Raw genomic sequence first — 16,554 nt, forward strand, 5'->3', positions numbered from 1 at the left:
CGTGTTCCGGGTTTCCCGCCGAGTGGTGTCGGCGGCCCCGGCCCGGTCGGTCGTCTCAGTCGTCGAACAGCTGGGCCCATTGCCGGGCCAGTGAGGTGAGGATCAGTTCCTCCCGCTCCTTGTGGCCGCGGAGGTACAGGAAGTAGAAGTTGCGCTCCAGACTCATCATGAGCGTGGCCATGTGCACTTCGCGTTCCGTCCGCTCGTCCTCCGTCCCGCCGTCGAGGTGGAGCGCCGCGTGGGCCGACGAGACGCGTCGGATCAGGCCCAGCCACTCCTCGAGCACGTCCTGGTCGATGGCCATGGCCTGGTTGACGGCCTCGAACTCCGTGGCGTAGCGCAGCCACATCCCGCGGGCGGTCCCCAGCCACTCCCGCAGGGCCTCTGAGGTGTGCCTCGGCATCCCGTCCAGCGCTTCGTAGAGCTCGGCGACCTCGGCCTCGATCTCGGTCATGCGGGCCCTGATGATCTGGGACTTGCTGTTGAAGTACAGGTACAGGTTGGCCCGGCTGCTGCCGGCCGCGGCCGCGATCTGGGCCATGGACGTGCTCTCGTAGCCCCGCTCCTTGAAGAGAAGCAGAGCCTCGTCGACGAAACGCTGACGCGTGGCGATGCTCTTGGCCGTGCGGTTGGTTGCCATGCGGAGTACCCGGCTCACAGGAAGAAGCTGACGGATCGAGACACCCGGCGTGTGGCCGGGAACAGCACCCGGCCCACCCGCCGACGGGGGGGTACGGCACTGCCGGTGAAGTGTAGCCATTCGGGTGAACCGCGAGGTGGGGGCACTCCACGACGCTACGCCGGTCGGGTGCAGTGGGCGCCTGATCGCGGCGGCCCCGACCGGTCGCACCGTACAGCGGACCAGGGAACGGTGGGCCGCCCGTCGGCAGACGAGGATGCCCCAACTCATTTTCCGTCAGGGGTATTTGAAACTGCCCAGTCCGCCGCCGCCCGGGGCGGCGTTCAGGCTGGTCCGCCTCCCGGCCACAGCCTCCCCTTCACCCGAACGGCACAACGAAACAGTACTCAGAGCGCTGAAACATAAGCGGAGAGCAATGCTTCGAATGCGGGGGGCAATTCACCGGAAGGAACCACATGGACCACATACCGCGCGGGCCGGTGACAACTGCGCTCGTCCTGGCCCTCGGCGTATCGCTGTCCGGCGCCGCTGTCACGGGCGGAGATCCCTCCACCAACGGGAACACGGACGCCGCGGCCCCTCCGGCCCACACCACCGCCCCGCCCTCGGCGGGCACGTTCACCAAGCGGGTCGTGGCCACCGGGCTGAACGATCCCTACGAGATCGTGCGGGCTCCCGACAACTCTCTGTGGGCCACCGAGAAGAGCGGCAAGAAGGTCACCAGGGTCGACCCGAAGTCCGGCGCCAAGACCACACTCCTCAGCCTGCCGAAGGCCGTCCACAGCGAGGACGGGCAGGACGGCGTACTCGGCCTCACCCTGGAGGAGCACAAGTCCGGCGCGCTGTACGCGTACATCGCCTACAGCTACGACATCGACCCGACCCCGGCCGTCCAGGCCCGCACGAAGATCGAGCGCTACACCTACGACGCCGGCAAACAGCGGCTGCACAGCCCGAAGGCCGTCATCGCCGGCATGCCGTCCGGCAACGACCACCAGTCGGCGCGGCTGCGCCTGGGCCCGGACGGCAAGCTGTACTACACCATCGGCGACCAGGGCGTGAACCAGTTCGGCAACACCTGCAGGCCCAGCTACGCCATGCGGCTGCCCACCGCCCACGAGGTCGAGGGCCTGGACTGGATCGCCTACCAGGGCAAGACCCTGCGGCTGAACACCGACGGCTCCATCCCCTCGGACAACCCGGTCCTCGACGGCGTGCGCAGCCACGTCTACACCTACGGGCACCGCAACGCGCAGGGCCTGGCCTTCGGTCCCGACGGCACGCTCTATCAGAACGAGCAGGGCCCGAAGACCGACGACGAGATCAACATCCTGCAGTCGGGCGGCAACTACGGCTGGCCGAACGTCGCGGGCTACCGCGACGACAAGGCCTACGTCTACGCCAACTGGTCCGCCTCCTGGCCGACCCCCTGCGACGAGCTGACCTTCAGCAACTTCAAGATCCCCGAAACGGTCCCGGTGCTGCAGGAGACCGACTTCACCGAGCCCTTCGTGCAGCCGATCCACACCTTCGGCACCGTGAACTCGGACTTCGACTTCCAGAACCCCAAGTGCGCCCAGGGCGAGATGTGGTCGGTGTGCTGGCCCACCATCGCGCCCTCCAGCTTCGAGCACTACGGGACATCCAGGAAGTCCGCCGGGTCCACCGGAGAGGGCCTCCCCGGCTGGGACGACTCCCTGGTGATGACCACTCTCAAGGACGGCACCGTCTACCGTGTCGACCTCACCGAGAACGGCCAGGGCGTCAGCAAGGTCACCAAGCTCTTCGCCGAGGAGAACCGCTTCCGCGACACGGCGTTCAGCGCCGACGGCAGGTCCCTCTTCGTCGCGACCGACTCCGCGGGCCCCGTCCGTGACATCCGGGGCGCCCCGTCGACCGAACCCCTGGCGAACCCGGGCGCGATCATCGAATACCGCTGGGAGCGCTGACCCGCCACGCTCCGGTCCTGCTCCAGCACACGAGGAGCACACGAAGTCGTCCTCGCCCCGCCCGGCCGGTGCCTCGCACGGGTCCGGAACCCAGGGGCGAGGACTTCTCCGCCATACCCGTACGGGCGTACTCGTACGGGTCGAACAGCCGCGCAGGACTGCTGACTCGCACCGTTCCTCCGGGCTGGGCGGGAGTGGGTCTGCTCAGCCGCACGCCCCGAACGGTGCGGTGCGCGAGTTCTCATCGGTCCGGCGCGCGCCGGTGGCCTGTGCGGACGTCGTGCACGATGTGCGCCGATACCGCGGGTGACGCATGAACATTGCGATAAGCCCCACGCCGTTTGCCGGAGCGTTACCGCAAAGTACGGCCCCATCAAACCGGACCATCAACTCATATATCAGGGCACATGCGGTGACTCGTGCGGCACGGTCCGGCGCTCGTGCGGGTACCCGGAGCAGCGGATCAGCTCTTTCGTCGGCTTTAGGATCGTCACCGGCCTCCCCCGCGTACCGACGCCCCGTTTCCCGGGCCTCTTGGCAGCTGCGAACGTGGCGTGCTGTGCGGGTCGCTTGACGGCGACACGTGTGAAGAAAGGTGAACACCATGGTCCTCGGACTGCTGCGACGCAGGCGCTCCCCCAACGCCCCCGGCGCCGCGCCGACCCTCTCGGTCCCTCTGCCGGACGGCGCGGGGGTGTTCGGCTGCGAGGTCGTCGACGGGCTGGCGCAGCCGCTGGGCGGAGCCGAGGTCACGGTGACCGGGCTGAGGAGCCACCGGGTCACGGTCCGCGGCACCACCGACCCGTACGGCTACTTCATGGCGGCCCTGCCCCCGGGCACCTACAGCGTGATGACGGTGTCGGAGAGCCTGGCACCGGTCCGTGAGCGCGTCGAGATAGCCGCCGGCGTGGTGCTCCCTCCGCAGCGCGTCGTGCTCGAGCCCGCGCGTCAGCTGGAGCTCCCGCCGTCCGGCACCTGGCTGTTCGACCCGCCGCACACCGCGATCCGGTTCATCGCCAGGCACGTGGGCATGGCCCATGTGCACGGCCGCTTCACGCGGTTCGAGGGCGGCATCCGTGTCGCGCAGAACATGGCCGACTCCCAGGTCTCGGTGCGCATCGACGCGTCCAGCATCACCACGGGTAACCAGACGCGCGACAACCATCTGCGGTCCGCGGACTTCCTCGACGTCGAGCATTACCCGTACATCGACTTCACCAGTACCCGGTTCGCCTACCGCGGCGGCTCCAAGTGGACCGTGCACGGCACCCTCACCATGCACGGCACCAGCCGCTCCGTGGGCCTCGACACCGAGTACCTCGGCACCGTGAACGGCGGCTACGAGCAGGAACTGCGCTGCGCCGCCCTCGCGAAGGCCGAACTGCACCGCGAGGACTTCACCCTCAACTGGCGCTCGATGCTCGCCCGCGGCATCGCCGTGGTCGGGCCCACCGTCCAGCTGGAGCTCGACGTCCAGGCCATGTACCGGACCCACGACACACCGACACCGCCCCAGTAGAGACGTCGCCCTCGCGCCGGGCCGCGGCCGGTCAGCGCAACGGGTCGAACGGCGTGAGCTGCGCGGGGCGTTCGCCGGTGACGACCGTCTCGGCGAGCAGCAGTCCGGTGGCCGGGCCGAGGGTGATGCCCCACATGCCGTGTCCGCCCGCGGCGAAGACCCGGGGTGAGCGGGTGCGGCCGATCAGGGGAAGTCCGTCGGTCGTGCACGGGCGTGAGCCGACCCACTCGTCCTTGCGGGCGTCCAGGTCGGCCCCGCGCAGCAGCGGGCGGGCCGCCTCGGCGATGGCGTTGATCCGGCGGGCGTCCAGGGGCGCTTCCGGCTTGCGGAACTCCATCATTCCGGCGACGCGCAGCCGGTCGCCGAGCGGCGTGCAGGCGACGCGCTGTCCGGGGAAGTAGACCGGTCCGGACGGCACGTGCTCGACCGGGACACTGAAGCTGTACCCCCGGCCGGCCTGCACGAGGGAGCGGACCCCGAACTTCCTGGCGTGCCGGCCGAGCCAGGCTCCGGTGGCCAGGACCACCGCGTCGAAGCGCCGGCTCTGGCCGTCGCCGGTCAGGACGGTGACACCGGTGGCCGCGTCCCGTACATCGGTGACCTCCGTGCTCTCCCGGATCGCCCCGCCCCGGGCACGGACCGCGTCGGCCAGGGAGTGCACGAAGTGTCCCGGGTCGATGTAGCGCTGACCGTGCAGCCGGATCGCCGCGCCGATCTCGTCCGAGAGGGACGGCTCGATCCCCCGGGCCTCGTCTCCGTCGAGGACGTCGAACTCCATGCTCTGGCCGGCGGCGTGGATCTGTTCGAGTTCCTCCAGCAGAACCCGGCGCTCCCCGGCCGTGCGGTAGGCCGCGAGGAAGGACTTGGCGTCGAGGGTGCGCGCCTCGACGCCTCCTTCGGCCAGCAGGTCGAAGGAGGCCAGCGACAGGCCGTTGATGGGGACGAGCGCGCGCATCGCACGCAGCCACCGTGTCGCGGTGCTGTTCCGGGCGAATCCGGCCAGGAACCTGAGCAGGCCGGGGTTCGCGCTGGGCGGGACGTAGACCGGGGAGGACGGGCTGAGCACCGCCCGCAGGCCGTAGCCGAGGACCGCGGGCTCGGGCAACGGTGTCGCCAGTCCGGGGGTGAGCCACCCGGCGTTGCCCCAGGACGACCCGGCGGCCACCCCCGCGCGGTCGTACACGGTGACGTCGACTCCTCGCTCCTGCAGGAACCAGGCGGTGGACAGTCCGACCATGCCGGCGCCGACGACGGCGACGGAGCGGGGGCCGGAGTGTGCGGCGGGCGAGGGCGGGCGTGCCATGCGAAACCTCTTCTCCAAGGCGGTGATGTCTTCGATGGTGGGCCCGGCCCGTCCGGTTGTCTTTGTGCTGTACGGCCAATGGCAGCCGGATCCATGGTGCGCCGGGCACTGTGCACCTGGGCCACAATGGGGGCATGACCATGCGCGTGAGCTGTTCCTCTCCCACCGCGGGGTGCCTGTGATGATCACGGTCACCGATCTCGTGGACTCCCTGGGCGCCGGGTTCCTCCGTACGGTCGTGGCGGCCAAGGACGCCGAAGTGCACGATGTCGCCCTGGCCGAGCCCGGCGATGCCGTGGGACAGCCGGGGGAACTCGTCCTGGGGGTGGGCGTGACCGACCGGGCGGGGGCGCTCGCCCTGCTGGAGCGGGCCGCACGGGCGGCGGCCGGGGGCGTCGTCCTCAAGAGCCCCTTCGCCGGCGATCCCCAGGTGGCCCGCGCCACCCGCGAGCTGGCGGGTCCCGCCCTGGTCGAACTGCAGCCGCACACCTCATGGGCGCATGTCGTCTGGCTGCTGCGAGGTGTCATCGACCGGGCCGCCGCGCCCGACACCAGTCGCCTCGGTACGCCCGGACCGCACGTCGACCTGTTCGCGCTGGCCGACGCGGCGGCCGAGATCATCGACGCGCCCGTGACGGTGGAGGACGCGCAGTCCCGGGTGCTCGCGTACTCCGCGCGGCAGGACACGACCGATCCGGCCAGGGTCTCCACCATCGTGGGACGGCGCGTCCCGCCGGAGACCCTCACCCATTTCCGGGCCGGCGGCGTCTTTCGCAGGCTCGCCCGCTCCAGTGATCCGATCTGGACCCCGGCGGGCCCCGACGGGACGCTGCCCCGGCTGATCATCCCGGTGCGGGCCGGCGGCGAGTGGCTCGGCTCGATCTGGGCGGTGGTCGGCCCTCCGGTCCCGGAGGAGCGCATCCGGGAGCTGCGCGACGTGGCCTCGGTCCTCGCCCTGCATCTGCTGCGGCTGCGCGCCGAGGCGGGTATCGCACGGCGGGTGTCGACCGGCCGGCTGCGGGTGACCCTGCGCGAGGGAGCCGCGCCAGGTCCGGGCGCGCTTCCCGGACCTGACGCGGTGCCTGCGCTACCGGCGGGTCCCTGGCGGGTGGTGGCCTTCGGGTCGCCCTACGGGACCGACGACGTACGCAGGCAGCTGGATCTGTGGGAGTCCGTCGCGCGCCGCTTCGGCTGGCACGAGCCTTTGCTGACCGACATCGACGGGTTGCTGTTCGGCCTGGTCACCGAGCGGCCGCGCGGCAGACGACCGGTCACGGCCGGCGGTATGGCCGATGCCGGTGCGGGCACCCTCGACTGGCTCCGGCATGTGCTCGGTGAGGTCCACGCGCGCGATGCGGGCCTGTATGCCGTCGCGGGCTGCCCTGCCCGCTCCCCCGACCAGTTGCCCCGTTCCACCGCGGAGGCCGGCGAGCTCCACCGGCTGATCGCCGCGGGCCGGCTCCCGCTCCACGGCAGGACGGGGATCGTCCTGATGGAGGACGCCTGGGACGCCGTTGTCGTGGAGCGTGCCACGGCGGCCGTCGGGATCGACACGGGCCTGCTCGGCGGGCCGCTCGCCGTGCTGCGCGCACACGACGAGGAGCACGGCACGCCCTACCGCGCGACGCTCGCGGCCTGGCTGGACCACTTCGGTGACCCGCAGAGCGCCGCGCGGCTGCTGCGGATCCACCCCAACACGCTGCGCTACCGGCTGCGCAAGCTCGAGGAGGTGGCTCCGGTGGACCTGTCCTCTCCCCGCGTACGGCTGGCTCTGCGGCTGCAGCTCACGGCGATGGGCACGTCGCCGACCCAGGGCTAGGCGCCCGGTCCTCTCCCGCCGCCACTCCGTCCGTGACCGCTCGCGGCCCGGCCCGGCCGACCATTGAACGTACATTCACCAAAAATGAGTCATTGATGATAGGACAAGGGGTCAGAGATCGCGCGTTGAGGGAGTTCACGTGACCGAGTCGGCAGCGGAGACCACCGACAGGCGGGTCTTCGTCGACCAGCAGAGCCCGGACGCCTATCGGGCGCTGTCGGCCACAGCCGAGGCGGTGCGCAAGGTCGCGGCCGACGCCGGGCTGGACCGCATCCTCGTCGAGCTGATCAACATCCGGGTCTCCCAGCTCAACGCGTGCGCGTTCTGCCTCGGCCTGCACACCACGAGGGCGCTGCGCGCCGGTGAGACCACGCAGCGTCTGGGGGTACTGCCCGCCTGGCGCGACACCGAACTGTTCGATCCTCGCGAGCGTGCCGCACTGGCGCTGGCCGAGGCGACCACGCTTCCCACGGACGCTGACGCGCAGACCACCGCCTACGGCATCGCCCGCTCCGTACTGTCGGAGGACGAGATCTCCGCCGTGATCTGGGTGGCGATCACCATGAACGCCTTCAACCGGGTCTCGGTCCTGAGCAAGCACCCGGTGCGCAGCCGTGCCGTGGTACCGGCCGGCTGAACGCCCCCGTGAGCCTGCGCCATGGCCCCACAGCGTCCCGGGGCCCGCAGCCCGCCGTGGATGCACCGCCGTGGATGCACCACCTCGGCGGGGCGGGGCCGGCCCCGGGGAAGTGCTCGGCCGGGTCCGGGGAAGTGCTCGGCCGGGTCCGGGCCCGGGCCTTCGTTCTGTCGCGTCGCTGAGGCGCCGCGCCTGCCGTCCACGACACGCGCTCGACGTGCAGGACGCGTCGCGCGGCCGGGCGGCACGGTCACGCCGGGCGGCAGCGGCGGCGGAGCAGTTCCACGCCGGGGCCCGCGAGGTCGTCGCAGTACACCGCGCGTCCCGTCATGGCCATCACCAGGGCCAGGGTGGGGCCGGTCACCAGGGGTCCGGAGCCGGTGGTGAAGGGGCCGTCGTCGGCGACGAGTCCCAGGCCGCCGATCCGACTCTTGGCCACGACGACCTGGTCCGTGCTCCGGTAGTACTCGGCGACCCGTGTGACGACATCGGTCGGGTGGTCACGGCGGATGCCCAGGGGACGCCGGATGTCCTCTCCGTGCACGATCGTCTCGCCCAGCATGGCGATGACGGGCAAGGGAGGCTTGGTCGTGCTCGGGACGGCACGCCGGAACAGCTCCAGGGTCTCGGCCCCGGCCGCGCCCATCTGCTCGGCCAGCCGCATGGCCACCTGCTGGTCGAAGTCGAACCGGCAGCGGATCACCCCGGCCAGCCAGCGCGGGCCGTTGAGGCTCGCGGCCGCGGTGAGGTGCGCCAGCACCTCGCGCACGCTCAGGCCTGTGCACAGCGACGGCGTGGCCCACCGCTCGTCGGTCAGGTCGGCGAGATCGGCCGCCAGCGCCGCACGCTCCGCGTGGACCGGGGGCCAGATGGCCGTCCTGCGGATGCGGCGGCCTGTCGTCGGTTCAGGATGAGGCATGCGGGCGGGTCTCCTGTCATGGGACGTACGGCTCGGGCGTGGCGGCGTGTCTCTCGGTTCGGTGAAGGAGACTCCCGCTCCGGGGCGAAGTCACCGGTCGCCGATGAGTTCCGGCGGCCGGGCCGGTCCCCCTGGTGTACGACGACGCTCCCCGGAGGGATGTGACGACCGTGCCGAACAGTTCCGCCTACGCCAAGGTCAACGGTCTCGAGATGTACTACGAGGTCCACGGCGCCGGCCGGGGACCCCGGCTCCCGCTGGTGCTGCTGCACGGCGGGGTCCTCACGATCGGACTGTCCTTCGGTGCCGTGCTGCCCGCCCTGTCCGCGGACCGGCTGGTGATCGCTCCCGAGTTGCAGGGGCACGGCCACACCGCCGACACCGACCGCGCCTTGACTGTGCCGGATCTGGCTTCCGACGTGGTGGCGCTGCTCGACGCAATCGGTGTCGAGCAGGCCGATTTCCTCGGATACAGCCTCGGCGGGCTGGTCGCCCTCGAGATCGCGGTCAGGCATCCCGGTCGGGTGGGGCGGCTCGTGCTCTCCGCCGCCCAGTACACGCAGGACGGGGTCCATGAGGAGGTCCGCACCCCCGACCACGGCTCACCGCGGCTGCCCGGCGAGGCGGACTTCCACGAGATGGCCGACGCGTACACGGCGAGCGCGCCGCATCCCGAGCGCTTCGAGGATCTCCTCGCCAAGTGCTCCGCGGTGGCGCGCGCCCCGCTGCCCTGGACCGCCGACGACCTGCGCGGGCTGACGGCTCCCACGCTGCTGGTCATCGGCGACACCGACTTCGTACGGGTCGAGCACGCCGCCGAGATGCAGCGGCTGATTCCACGGTCGCGGCTGGCCGTGCTGCCCGCCACCACGCACATGGCCCTGATGCGGCGGACGTCCCTGCTCCTGCCGCTACTGGACGAGTTCCTCGGGTGAGCACCAGCGGCGGAAGCGGGGACGGGCGGCGGGCAGCGGCCGGTTCAGGCGAGTTCCACGAGGAGGTCGCCGCCCTCCACCTGCTGGATGCGGTTGATGGCCAGCCGGCTCACCGTGCCGGACTTCGGGGCGGTGATCGCAGCCTCCATCTTCATCGCCTCGATGGTGGCCACCGTGGCACCGGCCGCCACCTCGTCGCCCTCGGCGACCGTGAGGGTCACCACTCCGGCGAACGGCGCCGCGACATGGCCGGGGTCGCTGCGGTCGGCCTTCTCGGTGACCGGGACGTCGGAGGCGGCGGCCCGGTCGCGGACCTGGATCGGCCGCATCTGACCGTTCAGGGTGGACATCACGGTGCGCATGCCGCGCTCGTCGGCGTCGCCCACGGCCTGGAGTTCGATGAGCAGCCGCACCCCGGGGTCGAGGTCGACGGTGTACTCGGTGCCGGGGCGCAGTCCGTAGAAGAAGTCCTTGCTGTCCAGGACGCTGGTGTCGCCGAAGGTCTGCCGGTGCGTCTCGAACTCGCGGGCCGGACCGGCGAACAGCAGCCGGTTGAGCGTGGCCCGGCGGTCCTTCGCCAGCCCGGTGCGGTCGTCCGCGGTCAGTTCCTGCACGGGCTTGGCCTCGGCACGGCCGCGCAGTGCCTTGGTCCGGAACGGCTCGGGCCAGCCGCCGGGCGGGGTTCCGAGTTCACCGTGCAGGAAGCCGATGACGGAGTCGGGGATGTCGAACCGGTCCGGGTCCTGCTCGAAGTCCTGCGGGGACACCCCGGCGCCCACCAGGTGCAGGGCCAGGTCGCCGACCACCTTCGACGAGGGGGTCACCTTGACGAGGCGGCCGAGGATCCGGTCGGCGGCGGCGTACATCGCCTCGATGTCCTCGAAGCGGTCGCCCAGGCCGAGGGCGATGGCCTGGGTGCGCAGGTTGGAGAGCTGTCCGCCGGGGATCTCGTGGTGGTAGACGCGGCCGGTGGGTGAGGCCAGGCCCGCTTCGAAGGGGGCATAGACCTTGCGGACGCTCTCCCAGTACGGCTCCAGGTCGCCGACGGCCTGGAGGTCGAGGCCGGTGGGCCGGTCCGAGTGGTCGGTCGCCGCGACGATCGCCGACAGGCTGGGTTGCGAGGTGGTGCCCGCCATGGACGCCACCGCCCCGTCGACGGCGTCCGCTCCGGCCTGGATGGCGGCGAGGTAGGTGGCGAGCTGCCCGCCGGAGGTGTCGTGGGTGTGCAGGTGGACCGGCAGGTCGAACTCCCGGCGCAGGGCGGACACCAGGGTCGCCGCCGCGGGTGCCCTCAGCAGGCCCGCCATGTCCTTGACGGCCAGGACGTGCGCGCCCGCGGCCACGATCTGCTCGGCCAGGCGCAGGTAGTAGTCCAGGGTGTAGAGCCGCTCGGACGGATCGGACAGGTCGGAGGTGTAGCACAGGGCGACCTCCGCGACGGCCGTCCCGGTCTCCCGTACGGCGTCGATGGCGGGCCGCATCTGGCCCACGTCGTTCAGCGCGTCGAAGATGCGGAAGACGTCGATGCCGGTGGCCGCCGCCTCCTGGACGAAGGCGTCAGTCACCTCGGTCGGATAGGGCGTGTAGCCCACGGTGTTGCGGCCGCGCAGCAGCATCTGCAGGCAGATGTTCGGTACGGCTTCGCGCAGGGCGGCCAGGCGTTCCCACGGGTCCTCGGCGAGGAAGCGCAGGGCGACGTCGTAGGTGGCGCCGCCCCAGCACTCCAGGGAGAGCAGCTCGGGCAGGGTGCGCGCCACCACGGGGGCGACGGCGAGCAGGTCCTTGGTACGGACCCGGGTGGCGAGCAGCGACTGGTGGGCGTCGCGGAAGGTGGTGTCGGTGACGCCGACGGTGGGTGAGGCGCGCAGCCGGCTCGCGAATCCCTCGGGACCGAGTTCCGCGAGCAACTGCCGGGACCCGGCCGCCGGCTCGGCCGCTGTCGGCCGGGGCAGCTTGGTCGTCGGGTCGATCAGTTCGGGGCGCTCGCCGTGCGGCTTGTTCACCGTGATGTCGGCGAGGTACGTCAGCAGCTTCGTGCCGCGGTCGGCCGAGTGGCGTGCGGTGAGCAGGTGCGGGCGCTGCTCGATGAACGACGTGGTGACCCGTCCGGCCTGGAACTCCGGATCGTCGAGCACGGCCTGGAGGAAGGGGATGTTGGTGGCGACGCCGCGGATGCGGAACTCGGCCACGGCGCGCCGGGCCCGGCCCACGGCGGTGGTGAAGTCCCGGCCCCGGCAGGTCAGTTTCACCAGCATGGAGTCGAAGTGGGCGCTGATCTCCGTACCGGCGTGGGTGGTTCCGCCGTCCAGGCGGATGCCGGAGCCGCCGGGCGAGCGGTAGGCGCTGATCTGCCCGGTGTCGGGGCGGAAGCCGTTGGCCGGGTCCTCGGTGGTGATGCGGCACTGCAGTGCGGCGCCGCGCAGGGTGATGTTCTCCTGGGCCAGTTTGAGGTCGGCGAGCGTCTCACCGGCGGCGATGCGCAGCTGCGCCTGTACGAGGTCCACATCGGTGACCTCCTCGGTCACCGTGTGCTCGACCTGGATGCGGGGGTTCATCTCGATGAAGACGTGGTTCCCGTCGCGGTCGACGAGGAATTCCACGGTTCCGGCGTTGCGGTAGCCGATCTGGCGGGCGAAGCGCACGGCGTCGGCGCAGATCCGGTCCCGCAGCTCCGGATCGAGGTTCGGCGCGGGCGCGAGTTCGATCACCTTCTGGTGACGGCGCTGCACCGAGCAGTCGCGCTCGAACAGGTGGATGACGTTGCCCTCGCCGTCGGCGAGGATCTGCACCTCGATGTGGCGGGGATCGATGACGGCCCGCTCCAAAAAGACCGTGGGGTCGCCGAACGCGGATGCGGCCTCCCGCGAGGCCGCCTCGATGGACTCCCGCAGTTGGGCGGGGTCCTCGACCCGGCGCATCCCGCGCCCGCCGCCGCCGGCGACCGCCTTGACGAACACGGGGAAGCCGATGTCGTCGGCGGCGCGGACGAGTTCCTCCACGTCGGTGGAGGGCTCCGAGGAGCCCAGCACCGGCACGTCCGCCGCACGGGCCGCGGCGATGGCGCGCGCCTTGTTCCCGGTCAGCTCCAGGATCCGGGCGTTCGGTCCGACGAACGTGATGCCCGCCTCGTCGCACGCCAGGGCCAGTTCGGGATTCTCGGACAAGAATCCGTAGCCCGGGTAGACGGCGTCGGCGCCCGCCCGGCGTGCCGCGTCGACGATCTCCTCCACGGAGAGGTAGGCACGCACCGGATGTCCCGGGAGGCCGATCTGGTACGCCTCGTCCGCCTTGAGCCGGTGGAGCGAATTGCGGTCCTCGTGGGGGAAGACCGCGACCGTTCGGGCACCCAGCTCGTAGCTCGCGCGGAACGCCCTGATCGCGATCTCACCACGGTTGGCTACCAGCACCTTGCGGAACATGTTGATCCCTTCAGCCTGCCGGTGACGAAGACCATCGTGTCGGTGGCAGGCCCGGTGCGCCATGTGAGCCGGGCCACTCGTCCCACGCCGTGCGGGGCCGCCGCCTCGGCGACGTGGGACACGTCAGCGCGCGGGGGTGGCGTCCTGACGGCCGGGGTGGCCGAGCCAGTAGCCGAAGCCCCGGCGGGTGCGGATCAGCGCGGGGTGTTCCTTGTCCACCTTGTGTCTCAGGCGGGAGACGAGCTTCTCGATGGCCGAGTTGGCGCGGTACTCGCCCCACACCTGCCGGCTGATCTGCTCCTTCGACAGCACGCGTTCGGCGTTGGCCGGCAGGTGGCTCAGGAGCCGGTACTCGGCGGGGGTGAGGTCGAGCTGTCCGGCCCCGCGCCATACCTGGCAGGTGGCGTCGTCCAGGACCGGTTCGCCGTAGCAGTGCATCCCCTGCTGTTCGGGGATCAGGCCGCGCAGCAGGACCTGGGCCCTGGCCAGGACTTCGGCGATCCGTGCCGGCTTGGTGACGTAGTCCTCCCCGCCCGGGCCGAGCTCGGGCACCAGGCTGCGGAGGAAGTCACAGGTGGTCAGGAACAGCAGCGGCGGCCGGTCCGCGGGCGCGACGCGCCGCCCCCGGGTGAAGCCGATCAGGTCGGGCAAGGTGGCGCCCAGGATCACGAGGTCGAAGCGATGCTCCGTGAACCGCATCGTCCCCTCGGCCGCGGTGCCCGCCGTGCAGACCCGGTAGCCCACGAACTCCATTGCTGCGGCAATGAGTTCGGTCACTCCGGGGTCCTGTTCCACGACCAGGACGTGCCGCCCGTCGCCGTGGGGCGACGGGCGGCTCCTCCCCCAGGACGCAGTCCGGCGGATGGCCGGCGCTCCGGGCCACGGCGAGACCGTTCGGGCAGGGCGTGGGCGTCATGGCTCGATGCCGGCCTCGGCCCGGGCGACGAAGTCGTCGACCATCCGGTGGAAGAGCGCGGCGAGCAGGTGGAGATCCTCGGGCGTCCAGTCCGCCGGTGCCGTCGCTGGTCATCGCCGCACTGCTCGGGGTGCCCTACGAGGACCACGACTCCTTCCAGCGCAGCAGCAGCCTGGTCCTGGACGGCGCGGCGGCGCCCGAGGAGGCCCGGAGGGTCAGTGGTGAGCCGGCCGCCTATCTGGACGACCTGCTCGCGCGAAAGACGGCCGATCCGGACGAGGACGTGCTGTCCGAGATGGCCGGCCGGGTCCGCAGCGGGGAGATGACGCACACCGAGGCCGTCCACATGGGCGTGGCGATGCCGATCGCCGGCCACGAGACGACCGCGACGATGACCAGCCTCGGCACACTGGCGCTGTTCCAGCACCCCGACGATACCGCTCCTCCTCTCGCTCGCGGGACCTCCAGGGCTCGCTGCCGTACCCCGTACCCCGCACGGGTACGGGGTACGGGGTGTCGCGGTGGGTCATGTCCCGCGTGGTCGGAGTCGGCCGGTGGTGCGACGCTGGGAGGAAGAGGTGTCCGGGGACCGAAGCCGGGAGGAAATCCGATGGGACGGGATGTCCCGGCGTTGGTGTTCACCCGTGAGGACCGCCGCCGGTACCGGATCAAGATGCAGGAGTGCCTCGATACATTCGCGCAGATGCTGCGGGAGGCACGGTTCGAGTCCGAGCGGCCCCAGGTCGGGCTGGAGATCGAGCTGAACCTGGTCGATGACCGGGCGGAGCCGGCGATGCGCAACAACGACGCGCTCGAAGCCATCGCGGACCCCGCCTGGTCCACGGAGCTGGGCCGGTTCAACCTCGAGATCAACATTCCGCCGCGGCAGCTGACGGCGGGCGGCCCCGACTCCTGGGAGTCCGAGATCCGTGCCGCGCTGAACCACGCCGAGGAGCGCGCGAAGTCGGTCGGTACGCATCTGATCACGACCGGGATCCTGCCGACGCTGCGGCAGGAGGACGTGGGCGAGTCTGCGCTGTCGGAGAACCCGCGCTATCGGCTGCTCAACGACCAGATCTTCGCGGCCCGGGGCGAGGACCTGCACATCGAGGTGGACGGCGTCGACCGGCTGCGCACCTACGCGGACACGATCACTCCCGAGGCCGCCTGCACCAGCACGCAGTTCCATCTCCAGGTGTTCCCGGAGCAGTTCGCCGACTACTGGAACGCGGCGCAGTCGATCGCCGGGGTCCAGGTCGCCCTGGCGGCCAACTCGCCGTTCCTGTTCGGCAAGGAGCTGTGGCACGAGACCCGCGTCCCGCTGTTCGAGCAAGCCACCGACACCCGCCCGCAGGAGATCAAAGTGCAGGGGGTACGGCCCCGGGTGTGGTTCGGGGAGCGGTGGATCAACAGCGTCTTCGACCTCTTCGAGGAGAACCTGCGGTACTTCCCTGCGCTGCTCCCGCTGTGCGACGAGCAGGATCCCACCGAGACGCTGGCGCGGGGCGACATCCCCGAGCTGGGCGAGCTGACCCTGCACAACGGCACCATCTACCGCTGGAACCGCCCGGTCTACGCCATCGCGTACGACAAGCCGCATGTGCGGGTGGAGAACCGGGTACTGCCGGCCGGCCCGACCGTCGCCGACACGCTGGCCAACGGCGCCTTCTACTACGGACTCACGCGCGCCCTGGTGGAGGAGGAACGGCCCGTATGGTCCCGGATGTCCTTCGCGGCCGCCGAGGAGAACCTGCACACCGCGGCACGGCACGGCATCGAGGCCCGGCTGTACTGGCCCGGGGTGGGCGAGGTGCCGGTGCCCGAGCTGGTGCTGCGGCGGCTGCTGCCGTTGGCGCACCGCGGACTGGAGCTCTCCGGAATGGACGAGGTCTGGCGGGAGCCGCTGCTCGGCATCATCGAGCAGCGGTGCGTCACCGGGCGCAACGGGGCTGTGTGGCAGAAGGAGATGTTCCATCACATCGACGCCACCGCCCACTGCGGCCGCCATGAGGCCCTGCGCCGGATGACGCAGCAGTACATCGACTACATGCACCTCAACGCCCCGGTGCACACCTGGCCCGTCGACTGACGCGGGACGCCGGGTCCGGTATCCGGCCGGACCCTGTTCCGCTCCCCGTGCCCGCCCAAAGCCGTTACGGTCGAGGCGCGGACGGAGTACCTGAAGCGGTCCCGCGCACACCCTCGGACGACGCGGCGGACATGTCGGAGGCTGACGCAGAAACCCGGCCTGCGCGTCAACGGGCACGCCCGCGTCCTGACGGACGCGCCGTTCTTCGACGACACGGCCGCCGCCCGGCGCTCGCCCTCCTCCTGGAGACCGACGAGATCTACCCGCACTGCCCGCAGCCGCTGCGCCGGGCCGGAGGCCGGGGCCGTCGCCCGGCGGCACGCAGGGGCGTCGGTACGAGCAGGCGTAGGCGCGGATGCTCCTATGCTTGTCAAGCCGCTGGAGCAAGGTCGGTTTGAGTGATTTGCGC

General features: G+C 71.2%; 11 protein-coding genes and 2 pseudogenes. 7 read left to right on the plus strand and 6 right to left on the minus strand.

Annotated elements, in window-relative coordinates:
* Positions 1-55: 55 nt before the first annotated feature.
* Positions 56-640, minus strand: coding sequence for a TetR/AcrR family transcriptional regulator (locus ACFP2V_RS21655; RefSeq protein ID WP_381214887.1), 585 nt, complete (start codon positions 638-640; stop codon positions 56-58).
* A gap of 455 nt (positions 641-1,095) precedes the next feature.
* On the opposite strand from ACFP2V_RS21655, the gene ACFP2V_RS21660 reads away from it, so the two are divergent.
* Both ACFP2V_RS21660 and ACFP2V_RS21665 read left to right on the plus strand, forming a co-directional pair.
* Positions 1,096-2,589 (plus strand): glucose/sorbosone family PQQ-dependent dehydrogenase, encoded by a 1,494-nt coding sequence (locus ACFP2V_RS21660; RefSeq protein WP_381214890.1) that lies wholly within the window; start codon positions 1,096-1,098, stop codon positions 2,587-2,589.
* A gap of 604 nt (positions 2,590-3,193) precedes the next feature.
* Positions 3,194-4,108, plus strand: coding sequence for a YceI family protein (locus tag ACFP2V_RS21665; RefSeq protein WP_381214893.1), 915 nt, complete (start codon positions 3,194-3,196; stop codon positions 4,106-4,108).
* Positions 4,109-4,139: 31 nt separating this feature from the next.
* Here the strand turns inward: ACFP2V_RS21665 and ACFP2V_RS21670 are convergent, their stop codons facing one another.
* Entirely contained in the window at positions 4,140-5,411 is a 1,272-nt protein-coding gene (locus ACFP2V_RS21670) for an NAD(P)/FAD-dependent oxidoreductase (protein ID WP_381214896.1), read from the minus strand.
* 181 nt (positions 5,412-5,592) lie between these two features.
* Here ACFP2V_RS21670 and ACFP2V_RS21675 point away from each other — a divergent pair, with 181 nt between their 5' ends.
* Positions 5,593-7,230: a PucR family transcriptional regulator gene (locus ACFP2V_RS21675; RefSeq protein ID WP_381214899.1), complete on the plus strand. Its 1,638-nt coding sequence runs from the start codon at positions 5,593-5,595 to the stop codon at positions 7,228-7,230.
* A 139-nt stretch (positions 7,231-7,369) separates the two neighbouring features.
* On the plus strand, positions 7,370-7,867 hold the full coding sequence (locus ACFP2V_RS21680) for a carboxymuconolactone decarboxylase family protein (protein WP_381214902.1): 498 nt from the start codon (positions 7,370-7,372) through the stop codon (positions 7,865-7,867).
* A 250-nt stretch (positions 7,868-8,117) separates the two neighbouring features.
* Here ACFP2V_RS21680 and ACFP2V_RS21685 read toward each other — a convergent pair whose 3' ends face one another.
* Positions 8,118-8,786 (minus strand): maleylpyruvate isomerase family mycothiol-dependent enzyme, encoded by a 669-nt coding sequence (locus ACFP2V_RS21685; protein ID WP_381214905.1) that lies wholly within the window; start codon positions 8,784-8,786, stop codon positions 8,118-8,120.
* Between the two features lie 170 nt (positions 8,787-8,956).
* Between ACFP2V_RS21685 and ACFP2V_RS21690 the strand changes: the two genes are divergently transcribed.
* Positions 8,957-9,721: an alpha/beta fold hydrolase gene (locus tag ACFP2V_RS21690; RefSeq protein WP_381214908.1), complete on the plus strand. Its 765-nt coding sequence runs from the start codon at positions 8,957-8,959 to the stop codon at positions 9,719-9,721.
* A 44-nt stretch (positions 9,722-9,765) separates the two neighbouring features.
* On the opposite strand, the gene ACFP2V_RS21695 is transcribed toward ACFP2V_RS21690, so the two are convergent.
* The 3 genes and pseudogenes from ACFP2V_RS21695 to ACFP2V_RS21705 form a co-directional block, all read right to left on the minus strand.
* Positions 9,766-13,140: a pyruvate carboxylase gene (locus ACFP2V_RS21695; RefSeq protein ID WP_381214911.1), complete on the minus strand. Its 3,375-nt coding sequence runs from the start codon at positions 13,138-13,140 to the stop codon at positions 9,766-9,768.
* 123 nt (positions 13,141-13,263) lie between these two features.
* Positions 13,264-13,935, minus strand: coding sequence for a response regulator transcription factor (locus ACFP2V_RS21700; protein WP_381214914.1), 672 nt, complete (start codon positions 13,933-13,935; stop codon positions 13,264-13,266).
* A 117-nt stretch (positions 13,936-14,052) separates the two neighbouring features.
* Positions 14,053-14,157 (minus strand): annotated as a pseudogene (locus ACFP2V_RS21705) (MarR family transcriptional regulator); the annotation flags it as partial.
* 509 nt (positions 14,158-14,666) lie between these two features.
* Between ACFP2V_RS21705 and ACFP2V_RS21710 the strand changes: the two are divergent.
* Positions 14,667-16,145, plus strand: coding sequence for a glutamate-cysteine ligase family protein (locus ACFP2V_RS21710; RefSeq protein ID WP_381214923.1), 1,479 nt, complete (start codon positions 14,667-14,669; stop codon positions 16,143-16,145).
* Between the two features lie 150 nt (positions 16,146-16,295).
* Positions 16,296-16,543: pseudogene (locus ACFP2V_RS21715) on the plus strand (hypothetical protein); the annotation flags it as partial.
* Positions 16,544-16,554: the final 11 nt, after the last annotated feature.

Origin of the sequence: Streptomyces incanus (assembly GCF_042656345.1) — a bacterium.
GTDB classification, from domain to species: Bacteria; Actinomycetota; Actinomycetes; order Streptomycetales; family Streptomycetaceae; genus Streptomyces; species Streptomyces incanus.

Excerpts from the sequence above, each read along its gene's own strand:
- ACFP2V_RS21655 (WP_381214887.1), bottom strand. The coding sequence starts at position 640 with ATGGCAACCAACCGCACGGCCAAGAGCATCGCCACGCGTCAGCGTTTC.
- ACFP2V_RS21660 (WP_381214890.1), top strand. The coding sequence starts at position 1,096 with ATGGACCACATACCGCGCGGGCCGGTGACAACTGCGCTCGTCCTGGCC.
- ACFP2V_RS21665 (WP_381214893.1), top strand. The coding sequence starts at position 3,194 with ATGGTCCTCGGACTGCTGCGACGCAGGCGCTCCCCCAACGCCCCCGGC.
- ACFP2V_RS21670 (WP_381214896.1), bottom strand. The coding sequence starts at position 5,411 with ATGGCACGCCCGCCCTCGCCCGCCGCACACTCCGGCCCCCGCTCCGTC.
- ACFP2V_RS21675 (WP_381214899.1), top strand. The coding sequence starts at position 5,593 with ATGATCACGGTCACCGATCTCGTGGACTCCCTGGGCGCCGGGTTCCTC.
- ACFP2V_RS21685 (WP_381214905.1), bottom strand. The coding sequence starts at position 8,786 with ATGCCTCATCCTGAACCGACGACAGGCCGCCGCATCCGCAGGACGGCC.
- ACFP2V_RS21695 (WP_381214911.1), bottom strand. The coding sequence starts at position 13,140 with ATGTTCCGCAAGGTGCTGGTAGCCAACCGTGGTGAGATCGCGATCAGG.
- ACFP2V_RS21710 (WP_381214923.1), top strand. The coding sequence starts at position 14,667 with ATGGGACGGGATGTCCCGGCGTTGGTGTTCACCCGTGAGGACCGCCGC.